10 protein-coding genes are annotated in these 11,678 nt (G+C 62.5%); 4 read left to right on the top strand and 6 right to left on the bottom strand.

The window, feature by feature from the left end; genetic code table 11:
• Nucleotides 1–7: 7 nt before the first annotated feature.
• Nucleotides 8–955 (bottom strand): metallophosphoesterase, encoded by a 948-nt coding sequence (locus tag MOD31_RS05435; RefSeq protein ID WP_142938023.1) that lies wholly within the window; start codon nt 953–955, stop codon nt 8–10.
• A 2-nt stretch (nt 956–957) separates the two neighbouring features.
• Nucleotides 958–3,300, bottom strand: a complete 2,343-nt coding sequence (locus tag MOD31_RS05430) for a transglycosylase domain-containing protein (protein WP_166842422.1) — start codon at nt 3,298–3,300, stop codon at nt 958–960.
• Here MOD31_RS05430 and MOD31_RS05425 point away from each other — a divergent pair.
• From MOD31_RS05425 to MOD31_RS05415, 3 genes are read left to right on the top strand one after another with little or no spacing between them, the layout of a single operon-like run.
• Complete coding sequence (locus MOD31_RS05425) at nt 3,299–3,454, top strand: DUF4177 domain-containing protein (protein WP_011775990.1); 156 nt, start codon at nt 3,299–3,301, stop codon at nt 3,452–3,454. The genes MOD31_RS05430 and MOD31_RS05425 overlap by 2 nt on opposite strands.
• 2 nt (nt 3,455–3,456) lie before the next feature.
• The gene (locus MOD31_RS05420; RefSeq protein ID WP_142938025.1) at nt 3,457–3,993 is read left to right on the top strand and encodes a RidA family protein; all 537 of its coding nucleotides are present in this window, start codon (nt 3,457–3,459) and stop codon (nt 3,991–3,993) included.
• Between the two features lie 17 nt (nt 3,994–4,010).
• Nucleotides 4,011–4,922 carry an NUDIX hydrolase gene (locus tag MOD31_RS05415; RefSeq protein ID WP_250820060.1) on the top strand — a complete coding sequence of 304 codons (912 nt, stop codon included), beginning with the start codon at nt 4,011–4,013 and terminating at the stop codon, nt 4,920–4,922.
• Between the two features lie 127 nt (nt 4,923–5,049).
• Here MOD31_RS05415 and aroQ read toward each other — a convergent pair whose 3' ends face one another.
• Both aroQ and MOD31_RS05405 read right to left on the bottom strand, forming a co-directional pair.
• Nucleotides 5,050–5,514, bottom strand: a complete 465-nt coding sequence (aroQ, locus tag MOD31_RS05410) for a type II 3-dehydroquinate dehydratase (protein ID WP_166841849.1) — start codon at nt 5,512–5,514, stop codon at nt 5,050–5,052.
• A gap of 161 nt (nt 5,515–5,675) precedes the next feature.
• A complete protein-coding gene (locus MOD31_RS05405; RefSeq protein WP_250820059.1) occupies nt 5,676–6,860 on the bottom strand; it encodes a MarP family serine protease in 1,185 nt (394 codons plus the stop codon).
• A gap of 234 nt (nt 6,861–7,094) precedes the next feature.
• Here MOD31_RS05405 and MOD31_RS05400 point away from each other — a divergent pair, with 234 nt between their 5' ends.
• Nucleotides 7,095–7,772 (top strand): Crp/Fnr family transcriptional regulator, encoded by a 678-nt coding sequence (locus MOD31_RS05400; RefSeq protein ID WP_011775987.1) that lies wholly within the window; start codon nt 7,095–7,097, stop codon nt 7,770–7,772.
• 162 nt (nt 7,773–7,934) lie between these two features.
• Here MOD31_RS05400 and MOD31_RS05395 read toward each other — a convergent pair whose 3' ends face one another.
• Both MOD31_RS05395 and MOD31_RS05390 read right to left on the bottom strand, forming a co-directional pair.
• On the bottom strand, nt 7,935–10,118 hold the full coding sequence (locus tag MOD31_RS05395) for an alpha-galactosidase (RefSeq protein WP_250820058.1): 2,184 nt from the start codon (nt 10,116–10,118) through the stop codon (nt 7,935–7,937).
• Between the two features lie 158 nt (nt 10,119–10,276).
• Nucleotides 10,277–11,626 (bottom strand): sugar ABC transporter substrate-binding protein, encoded by a 1,350-nt coding sequence (locus MOD31_RS05390; protein WP_250820057.1) that lies wholly within the window; start codon nt 11,624–11,626, stop codon nt 10,277–10,279.
• Between the last annotated feature and the right edge of the window lie 52 nt (nt 11,627–11,678).

Below are 11,678 nucleotides of genomic sequence, written 5' to 3'. Positions count from 1 at the left end.
GGGGTACCTAATTGCGCGGCGTGAGCGTCAGCAGCACGGCTTCCGGGCGGCAGGCGATGCGGACCGGTGCGAAGCGAGACGTGCCGATACCGCCGGAGACGTTTACCGGCGTCGTGAAGCTATCGCTTTCCCAATCGTGGAGGCCTTTGGCGCGCCACGTAGGAAGGTCGCAGTTGGCCACCAGCGCCCCGTAGCCGGGGATGCAGATCTGGCCGCCGTGTGTGTGGCCGGCAAGGATCAGGTCTGCTCCGGCCTCGGTGAAGTGATCCAGCACACGCTGGTACGGAGCGTGAATGACGGCCACCTTCAGGTGGGGGCGGGCGTCTTGGTTGACCGTTCCGCGGGGCCAGCCGGCATAGCGTTCACGGCCCAGGTGCGGATCATCAACTCCCGAGAAATCGAATCGCAAACCGTTCAGCACCACTGACTGGGCGCGGTTGGTGAGGTCGATCCAGCCGCCCATTCCGAACGCCGAGCGGAGCTTGGGCCAGTCAAGGGCGATGGGGTCGGTTCGCATCCGCGAAGGACCGCGGAAGTAACCCGCCGGGTTCTTGATTCGCGGGCCGTAGTAGTCGTTGGAGCCCGGTACGAATACGCCGGGGAACTCCAGCAGTGGTCGAAGTGCCTGGATCAGGGGGTCGATGGCTTTGGCGTGGCTAAGGTTGTCACCCGTGTTGACCACAAGGTCAGGCTTGAGGTCTGCCAGCGATTGCAGCCACTGCGTCTTCTTTTCCTGGCCTGGGACGAAGTGAATATCGCTCAGGTGCAGGACCCGGAGCGGCCCGGATCCCTCCGGAAGGATGGGCAGGGTTTCGTGGCGGACCTCGAACTGGTCCTTCTCCCACCAGCCGTAAGCGGCGGCCGCTGCACCTGCTGCTGCGCCGACGGCAGCAGTGACGGCGAAACCGCGCCCGACGGTGCGGACGCGGTTTGCCAATGAATCACTGAAGGTCATGGTCAGTTCTTGTTGCCGTTGCCGTTGCCGTTGTTACCGTTCCCGTTGTTGCCGTTACCGGAGGGCGGGGCGGGGTTGGGCGCTGTTGACGGCGTGTTGGACGGGGAGTTGTTCCGCTGCGGCGCGGGAGCCGTACCGAGCAGGTTCGATGGCGGCTGCTGGAACGGGTTGGTTCCGTACGCAGGTGCCACAGCCAACATGTAGTTGGTGAACTGCGGACCGGCGATCATGTAACCGTCGATTGAGGGGTAAAACTTGCCGTTGATGGTCAGGTTGCGTCCGTAGCGCGACTGATCAGCCAAAGGATCGCCGAACCAGGAGGCCGTTGCCAAACCTGAGGTGTAGCCCACTACCCAGGTGGAGCCGTTGGTGTCGTTGGTACCCGTCTTTGCAGCCACCGGGAAGTTCTTGGAGTTCAGGGCCGGACGGATCAAAGAGCCGGAACCTTCATCCAGCACCTTGCCCATGGCGTAAGCAACGCCGCGGGCCACTTCAGGCTTTACGGCATCTTTACAGCTGGAAGACTGGGCAGGAAGCTGAGCTCCGGACTGGTCCTTCACCGAGGTGATGGCAATCGGCTCGCAGTACTTGCCGTCGGCTGCGAATGTTGCAAAGGCTGCAGCCATGGTGAGCGGAGCCGTTTGCGTTGCGCCAATGAGGTTTGACAACCGTGTCATGGGAACCTGGGGGTTGGGATCCGTGACCTTGCCCGTATTGTCACGCGTGGGAAGACCGCCGTGGATGCCGGTGGCGTCCACAATTCCCTGAATGCCACAGAGGTCAACCTGAGCAGCTGAAGCAAAAGTCGCGGTGTTGATGGAGTTCATGAGGCCATAGAGGACAGTCATGTTCCGGTAGTAGCCCAAGTCCGAGTTTTGCAGGTCAAAGCTTCCCGGCACGTTGGCGTCATAGAAGCCGTCCGTCGGTGTAGGACAGGTGTTCTTCCAAGGGAAGTTGACGCCGTATTTACGTTGGGCCGCGTTGACGTTCTGGTTCATCGACTTGCCCTCGTTCAGCCACTGGGCAAACGTGAAGGGCTTCATGGTTGAACCGGGCTGAAACCCGCCAATGCCATTGAGGTCATTTCCGTCGGCGTCGAGGACGTCCACGTTGAAGTTCTGCGTCTGATCGAACTTGCCCTCTTGAGGCAGCCACACAGTGTTTTGCGCCATGCTGACGATCTGGCCGGTGCCGGGCTGGACGGAGACGATCGAGGCGCCCCACTTGTCCGGGTTTGCGCCCGCCGTCGCGTCAACCTGCTGCTGAGCTACGTTCTGTGCTGTCGGGTCGAGGGTGGTCTGGATGGTGAGGCCGCCACGCTGGACACGCTTGATGCGTTCTTCCTGGGTATCGCCGTAGGCAGGATTGTTGAACAGCAGGTGCAGCACGTAGTCACAGAAGTACGGCGCCATGGTGGCGTAGGCGCAGCCCTGGCGCGCCGGGGTGACCTGCGTGGTGACCGGGGTGGCAACAGCTTCGTCGTACTGTGCCTGGGTGATCTTGCCCTGATTGACCATGGCTGCCAGCACAAGATCACGGCGCACCTTGGCGTTGTCCGGGTTGGCAATCGGATCGAACGCAGAGGGGCTGTTCACAAGCCCGGCCAGGAGGGCCGCCTGCGGAAGAGTGAGGTCCTTGGCAGTGGTGCTGAAGAAGAACTTTGAGGCAGCTTCAATTCCGTAAGCGTCACGGTTGAAGAAGACGATGTTGAGGTAGCCCTCGAGGATCTGCTCTTTGGAGAACTTCTTCTCCAGGGCGATGGCGAGCTTCATTTCGCGGAGCTTGTCGCCCACGCCCTTGCCGCCACCGTTGAGTTTGACGTCTTCTTCGCGGTCGGACGCCACCAGGGACTCGTTGATGACGTTGTTCACGTATTGCTGCGTGATGGTGGACGCGCCCTGCTTGTTGCCACGGGCGGTGCTGACGATGGCTCGCATGATGCCGGTGGTGTCGATGCCGCCGTGCTCATAGAAACGGCTGTCCTCGATCGCGATGACAGCGTCCTTAATGAACGGGCTCATCGAATCCAAGGGAACCTTGGTCCGGTTCTCCGCGTAGATCGAGGCGATCGGCGTACCGTCCTTCGCCAGGATGGTGGTGTTCTGGCTGGGCGGATCCACCTGAAGTTCCGCCGGCAGAGTGTCAAAGAACTGAATTGAACCACTTGCGGCACTGCCCGAAACGGCGGCGGCGGGGACCAAAAGGCCCGCGACCAGGACGCCACAAATCGCGCTCACACCAAGGAAGCCTAGAATCTTTCCGAGGGTGGTGGCAGTGTCGAATAGTGGGTTCTTGCGAGTCACCATGTTTTCCACTTTACCGGCAAGGGCTAGGCTTTCTGTCATGACCAAATGGGAGTACGCCACGATTCCGCTCATTATTCACGCTACAAAGCAGATCCTGGACCAGTGGGGCGAGGACGGCTGGGAGCTCGTCCAGGTCGTCGGTGGACCCGATGGCAAAGGTCTCGTAGCATACCTGAAGAGGGAGAAGCAGTAATCATGACAACCCCCGCAGAAACCACGTCTGCCGCGGAATCCGGCGCCCCCACGTCTGCTGTTGAGCAGCGTCTGGCCGAGCTCGGGTTGACCCTGCCTGAGGTAGCCGCGCCGGTGGCTGATTACGTCCCCGCAATCGTTTCCGGTAACTACGTCTACACGTCCGGCCAGCTGCCCTTTATTAACGGCAAACTCGAAGCTACGGGCAAGGTGTCCCTCGGCGAGTTGGGCACGTCCGACGAACCCACTGTTGACCCGGAAGACGCCAAACGTTACGCCGCTCTCTGTGCCATCAACGCCCTCGCTGCAGTCAAGAGCGTCATCGGCGATCTGGACCGCGTCACCCGCATCGTCAAAGTTGTGGGCTTCGTAGCCTCCGAGTCCACCTTCACCGGACAGCCCGGCGTGATCAACGGTGCGTCCGAACTCCTGGGACAGGTATTCGGTGACGCCGGCAAGCACGCACGCTCCGCCGTCGGCGTTTCTGTCCTGCCGCTCGACTCTCCCGTTGAAGTCGAGCTCATCGCTGAATTCAGCTAAGGAACCGGTTCACCCACGTGCCACAGCTTGCCCGCCGTCTGTTTGTACTGCCCCCGGAACTCGAAGGGGCAGCACAAAACTGGCTTGAGCTTGGCGAACGGACCCCCAGGGCCGCCCGCTACGCCTCCTCCGTTGTGCTGTTGCGCGATTCGCCCACCGGCTTGGAAACCTGGCTTGGATACAGGCCGGGTTCCTCGCCGTTGGGCGTTGTCGCGTTCCCGGGCGGTTCTTTGGACCCGTCCGACGACGACCCCGTCGGCTGGTTGGGCCCGTCACCTCAGCATTGGGCTGAGCAGATGGGAACGGACGACGTCGGACTCGCCCGCCGTCACGTGGTGGGCGCCATCCGCGAACTCTTCGAAGAAACGGGTGTCCTGCTCGCAGGCCCTGACGCTTCTTCCACGGTCGAATCGAACTCCACCATTGACTGGATGCGCGCCCGCGAAGCCGTGGCCGCCCAGGAGAAGTCCTTCACGGAGATGCTTACCAAGCGCGGGCTGTCCCTCCGCACCGACCTCCTGAAACCCTTGGTGAACTGGCTCAGCCCGGACTTTGCGCACGCGCGTTTCAACACCCGGTACTTTGCCGCCACTGTCCCGGTGAACCAGCAGCCCAGCATCCTGGGCAGCAAGGGTGTGTGGGGCCGCTGGGTGTGTGCCTCCCAAGCCATTGCACTGCGGGACGCCTCAGCACTTGGTGATGAGATAGGCCAGGAGAATACTGTGGGCCTCAAGCTCGGCCAGCTCCTGGTGCCGGGCTCGGAAATCATGCTCGAAAAAATGGCCAACGCCAACGGCTGTATCGCCTACCTGAGCTACAAGCGCAAAGCGCACGTGTACCAGGCGAAACTGGTGGATGAGGGTGGCATCCTCATGCTCGAGGTCGAAGCAGCCCGCACCGTGGCAGGGGAGCCCCAGCGCGAACGCTAGGCCTTCCGATGCTCTCTCACATCCCTCGGGTTTGAGACGGACGCTCTCTCACATCCCTCGGGTTTGAGCCGGTCGCTCTCTCACGTCCCTCGGGTTTGAGCCGGACGCTCTCTCACCGGCAAAGTCGTTATATCGAGTCAGCCAAGTAATCGATGGCCAGTTTGTAGCCCAGAACCCCCGCACCCACGATGATCGCGTTGCACACGCCGGACAGGTACGAATGGTGGCGGAACTCTTCACGCTGGTGCACGTTGGTGATGTGCACCTCGACGGCGGGCAGCTGCACAGCCGCCAAGGCGTCGCGAAGGGCCACGGAAGTATGCGTGTAGGCGCCGGCGTTGATCACAATTCCGACGGCGGTGCCTCGCGCTGCGTGGATGGCGTCCAGGAGGTCGCCCTCGTGGTTGGACTGAACGCAGTCAACAGTGAATCCATGGGCGGCCGCAGCTTTCATGGCCAATTGCTCCACGTCAGCCAAGGTGGACGTTCCGTACTTCTCCGGTTCGCGGGTGCCCAGAAGGTTCAGGTTGGGGCCGTTGATCACAAGGATGGTGCCGCGACCGGTTTCGGTGGCAGGAGAGGCTTCAGTCATGACTCCCAATCTATAGCGGTGCGGGAGTGCGCGGGAATTGTGCCCACAGGGTGAGCGAGGGTGCCCTGAAAACAGTCACCAGGTGAGAGAGCGACGTCCAAACACCCGCATGATGTGAGAGAGCGACGTCCAAACACCCGCGTGATGTGAGAGAGCGTTGGCTATTTACGGGTGCACTGGCCGGCCGAGACAGGGCTGCTCAGACCGGGAGCCTGCGCAGCCACGGGTTCCAGGTCCGCCATGGTGAGCGCGAAGCCGAGAGCGGCGTCGGTGGTGGTCTTGGCGAAGATCAGGCCGGCCACCTGTCCCTGTGTGGTCAGCAGCGGACCGCCGGAGTTACCCGGCTGAACGTCGCCTGCCAGCCTGTAAACCTGCGCGGGCGAAGGATTGTTGCCGTATATATCCGGAACCAGAATGGTGGAGATACCTTGGACAGTGGCCGGCTTGGATTGGAAGGGACCTCCGTGCGGGTACCCCGCAAAAGCGGCCGGGCTTCCTGCAGCGAGGTCGGCGCTCAAGGTCAGCGGGCTGGACTGCAGTCCGTCCACGGCCAGCACTGCGATGTCCCGCTGGGAGTCGAAGTAAACCACCCGACCCGGCAACGCGCCGCCGTCGGGGACTTCCACAACAGGCTGCGACACGCCCGCCACAACGTGCGCGTTGGTGACGACGCGCCCGGGCGAGACAACAAATCCGGATCCGGTCTGGTTCTGCCCGCACTCGAATGCGGTGCCGGCGATCTTGAGGACGGAATCCGCAGCCTGGTTCAGGGCAGGTGTGTCGGTTGACTCGTTGGGAACGGGCACCGGTGTGACAGGCCCGATGCCCTCGATGAGCTTAGGTATTCCGTCACCGATCACCGTGGACCGCAGCTGAGCCATGGTGCTCTTGACGGGCGTAGGCGTCAGGTTGTCGATGTAGCGAATGACGCGGGACTCGGCCAACTGCTGCGAAACGAACGGCACACCCAGTGAACTGATGCTGAAGGCCAGCATGGACATCACCAACGCGGCCACCACAACGCTCACCACGCCGCCGATCAACCGGTCCACGGCATGCAACGGCTTGATCCGCACAGCGTGGCGGACTTTTCGCCCGATCATGGTGCCCAGCCCATGCCCTAAAGCAATAAGCACGACGGCGGCGCCCACCGTGGCGGTCAACCTCCAGCCGCTGTCGGTCACCCAGCCGCTGACGAGCGGAACTGCCATGAACGCGGCAATGGCACCAATGACGAATCCTGCGATTCCACCAAGTGTGACCATGAAGCCATTGCGGAGGCCATAGATCAGGTAGGACAGGAGCATCAAAATCAATGCCAAATCCAATATCGTCAAGCCAAACACCAATGCTCCTCATAGCCGGGTAGCGCCAATTCTAGATGTCCACCCTGACAGCAAACCGTTAGTCCGGTCACGGTAAGGAGGCTTTTATACCCCTGTGAGAGGCTTCAGAGTGGGTCGTATGCCCCGAAAACCGCGCCATTTCAGCGTTTCACGTGCCAAGTACGTCACAGAAGCTTAAAAATTCTGAAACAATGGCCTGAGCGCCACGACCGAAACTTATATTCAGGAGATTTCATGGACATCGAGGTATTGCGCCGCGCACCCCTCTTCGCCACCCTTGACGACGACGCATTCCGCTTGCTGACGGACGAACTCACCGAGGTGGACCTTTCACGTGGAGCGTCGGTGTTCCGCGAAGGTGATCAGGGTGACCAGCTCTACTTCATCGTTTCCGGCAAGGTAAAGCTCGGCCGCACGTCCCCCGACGGCCGCGAGTCGCTTCTGGCCATCCTCGGCCCGGGTGAGCTCTTCGGCGAAATGGCGTTGTTCGATCCCAGCCCGCGTACCGCCACGGCCACCGCCGTTTCGGAAACCCGACTGGCCGGCCTCAAGAATGAGAGCCTCAACGCTCTGCTCCGCACGCGTCCCGAGGTTTCCGCGCAGCTGCTGCAGGCTCTGGCCCGCCGCCTTCGCCGTACCAACGACTCCCTCTCCGACCTCGTCTTCTCTGACGTCCCGGGCCGTGTTGCCAAGGCCCTCCTGGACCTGGCGGACCGCTTCGGGCGTCCTGCCACCGACGGCGTTCTGGTTGCCCACGAGCTCACCCAGGAAGAACTGGCCCAACTGGTGGGCGCTTCCCGCGAAACCGTGAACAAGGCACTGGCCGAGTTCGTCCAGCGCGGATGGCTCCGCCTGGAAGCCCGCGCCGTGGTGATCCTGGACATGCAGCGCCTCCGCCAGCGCTCACGCTAAACAGCTACGAAAAAGCCGCCCCGGTTTCGCCGGGGCGGCTTTTTTGTCTGGGGATGTGAGAGAGGGTTCGGTTTTAGCCCGGGGGATGTGAGAGAGGGTTCGGTTTTAGCCCTGTGGATGTGAGAGAGGGTTCGGTTCTAGCCCGGGGGATGTGAGAGAGGGTCAGAGGGCCGTGAACCGTAGTAGGATGGCGTGCTCCGGGTTCAGGACGGGCATCGGAAGGCCTACCTCGGCCAGGAACCGACCCGTTGCTTCGGCCCCGGACGCCAGCCAGGGTGCCGGCTTGGCCTCAATGAACGTGTGCCCGTGGTCGGCGTCACCTGGGGAGGGGAAGATGGCTTCCACACGGTATGCACGCGAAGGATCCAACCCCGGAATAGCCACACAACCGGGCTTTTCCGTAAAGCCCGTCCGCGTCTTCACCACAGCGAAGAGCGCCGCCGTGGCACCCACCGGGGTGCCGCCGTCGGACTCGTTAGCGACCACGCCGTGCACCATCAGCGACTCGTCCGGCACATCGGCGCGCACCATCCGTCCACTGTGGATGAGTCCGCGGTGCTCCTTGTAGAGGCCGATGAAGCGCTTGAGTTCCTGACGCTCCGCCCCGGTGACGGAGCGGACATCCCACTCCATGCCGAAGTGACCGAACAGGGCGGTGATGGCACGGAATGAGAGGTCGTGCGTCCGCCCGGTAGTGTGCGATGTTGTGGGCCCAATGTGCCCGCCCACCAGCTCCGGCGGAACCACCATGCCGGTCCAGCGTTGGATGGTTTGCCGTTCCAAGGCGTCGTTGCAGTCCGAGGCCCAGATGCGGTCGGTCCGCTCCAGGATTCCAAGATCCACGCGGGCGCCGCCGGAGGAGCAGCTTTCGATCTCTACCCCGGGGTGTGCCGCTCGGAGCGCATCGAACAGCCGGTACGCCGCCAAGGTCTGTTCGTGTACCGAAGCCCGGCCCGCGTGGCCATGTTCCAGGAGGTCCCGGTTTTGGTCCCACTTGAGGTAGCTGATGTTATTCTCGCGCAGAAGAGTGTCCATGCGCTCGTAGATGTATTGCCACGCGTCCGGATTCACGAGGTCGATCACGTGCTGCTGCCGCCACTCAAGAGGCAGCCTGCCACCGTCCTTGTAGGACGTGGCTGAGGGCCCCACGATCCACTCCGGATGTGCCCGGGCGATGTCGGAGTCCAGGTTCACCATCTCCGGCTCCACCCAGAGCCCGAACTCCATGCCCCGGCTGGTCACGGCATCAATCAAAGGCGTCAGACCGCCAGGCCATACGGTTTCGTCCACGTACCAGTCGCCCAACCCGGCGTGGTCGTCACGGCGCCCGCGGAACCAGCCGTCGTCGAGCACGAAGCGCTCAACCCCAAGGTCGGCGGCCGACTCAGCCAGCTCGATCAGGGTGTCCAGGTTGTGGTCGAAGTACACCGCTTCCCAGGTGTTGAGGACTACTGGGCGGGCCTTACCGGAAACTGCCCCCACATGGTGTGGCCGCGAACGGAACCAGGCGTAGAAGGCCTCCGAAATCCCGTCCAAACCGCGGTCAGAGTATGCGGCAAACAGTGCCGGCGTGGTGTAGCTTTCCCCGGATTGCAGCACCACTTCGGCAGGTCCCAACAGCTCGGAGCCGCCCACCATGGTGCGGCCATCGGCAATGCTGTCCGCAAACTGCTCGTGGTTCCCGCTCCAGGCCAGATGTGTCGCCCACACCTTGCCGTGCCTGTTCCCAAAACCGGCAGTTCCAGCGGCGAGCAGCAGTGACGAGTCATGCCCGGTGCGGCCGTGACGGCCCGTGCGGACCCAGGTTCCCTGCTGAATGGTCCTGCGCTGCGGATGCCGCTCGCGGCACCAGCGGCCGGTCAGGTCCAGAAGTTCGACGGCGTCTGGCGCCACCGGGAGCATCGTCGCCAGTTCGTCTACTTGGAAAGGCGACGTGCCGTGGTTGCTGACCGTGTGCTTCAGTTCGAGAAGCCCGCCCGGGTGCAAGGTGAGGGTGGACGTGACGGTGATGCCGGCGTCGGGGTCCGCTTGGACAATCACCGCTGTGCCGCCATTCACCGTCGCACTCACAACCCGCAGGCGTACTGAGAAATCAAAGCCCGGCACGCCGTCCGTGAAGCGGTGCCCGCGAAGTCCTGGCCTGCCCTGCCACGATGACGATGCTTGGGGGAGGAGCCCCGCCGGGACGTTAGCGTCGATGGACGACGGCGGAATGGGCTCGTTGAGGATGGCAAGGTCAGGCAGTGTGTCGCCCAGATCGGCTCCCCAGTGGATGATCTCAGCCTCTCCGCGATGGGTGCTGATGACCAAGCTGGTACCTGCGGAACGGAGGTGGAGCGGTTGCATAAGGGTGGGTCGCTTTCAGTGTCGATGCGCCCCGAGGCGGGGCAGGTACGTGTGTTGCGGGGCCCGCTCTGCGGGATTCGGGTGGTTTATAACCCGCAGAGCGGGCCCCGCAAGGGGAGGATCTACTCGAGTTGAGTCTATGAGTGATGAGAGGCGTTCTACTTGAAGAGCGCGTTGACCTGTTCGTTCGCGGCTGTCAGCGAACTCGCCGGGGCCTTGCCGGCGATTACCGCGTCCACAGCAGGCTTCATGATTCCCGCAACCTTGGAGGCATTGTCCGTGATGGGAAGCATGAAGGTGGTCTTGTCCGCCACATGCTGGGTGAAGGCGCTGACATCCACGTTCTTGGCCTTGAAGGCCTCTGCAGCCTTCTCGGAGGAGGTGCTGATGGCCGGGAAGACCACGGCCTTGGAGGCCACAACGTCCTGGCAGGCGGTGGAGCCGAGGTATTCCACCCACTTGATGGCGGCGTCCTTCTTCTTAGTACCAGCCCACACGGAATCGGCCAGGCCGTTGAACATGGAGGCACGCTTGCCTTCGGGGCCCTGCGGTGTGGGGGCGATGCCGAGGTCGATTCCCTTGTAGCCGGTGTACTGGCCGATCATCCACGAACCGTTGCTGTTGATGGCTGCTTTGCCTGCTCCGAAGCTGTCGGCGGCGTTGGCGCCAACGGTGGTTTCAAGTTTGGGCATGTAGCCCTTTTCGGCGAGTGAGGCCCACCAGTCGATGGTGTCCTGGAGCCTCTTGTCGTCGTAGTTGAAATGGGTGCCCCACGGGTTCTTGTCAGTGGTGGTCCAGCCAGTGGTAGCGGAGAGGTAGCTCCACTGCGTCTGGCCGGCGTTCTCGGCATCGGAGCCGGGCAGCCCTAAGCCGTAAACGGCAACATTGTTCTTGTCGAAGCCTGCCTCGTCGCCGCGTTTGCCGTTCTTGTCCACAGTGAGTCGGGCGATTGCTTTCTCGTACGTTCCGCCGTCCTTCGGGTTCCAAATCAGGGAGCCCATCTCTTCAGGGGTGATGCCGGCGTCGGTGGCCATCTTCTGGTTGAAGAACAAAGCCACGGTGTCCCAGTCTTTGGGCAGGCCGTAGCGCTTGCCATCTTGGCCAACCCAGAGGTCTGCGAGGCCTTCGTTGTACTGGGAAAGGTCTATCTTGTCCTGGGCGATGCTGTCGTCAAGGGCCACCAGTTGCTTGGTCTTGAGGAACTCCGGGTACTTGGAGAGGTGGTCCGTGAAGACGTCAGGTGCAGTGCCGGAGGCCATGCCGTTGGTGATCTTGGACCAGTAGTCATCCCAACCGGTTTGGGTGATTTTGACGGTGATGTCCGGATTGGCCTTGGTGAAGTCCGTGGCGCACTGCTGGTAGGCAGGGAGCTGGTTGGCGTCCCAGAGCCAATAACTGATCTCGCCCTTGGCGGCGTCTCCTCCGGAGCTTCCGCCGGCGCAGGCGGAGAGTGCGAGGACGGCGGCTGCTGCGACGGCGACGGCGCCGACTGCCTTCTTTTTCATCATGGTTGGTCCTTTCGGGACGGGAGGGTGCGAGCCGGCACAGGCCGGTTTCTGC

It is taken from the genome of Paenarthrobacter sp. TYUT067, assembly GCF_023656375.1.
Classification (GTDB): domain Bacteria; phylum Actinomycetota; class Actinomycetes; order Actinomycetales; family Micrococcaceae; genus Arthrobacter.
Note: the sequence above shows the minus strand (reverse complement) of the source record. Positions and strands in the feature narration are given on the sequence as shown.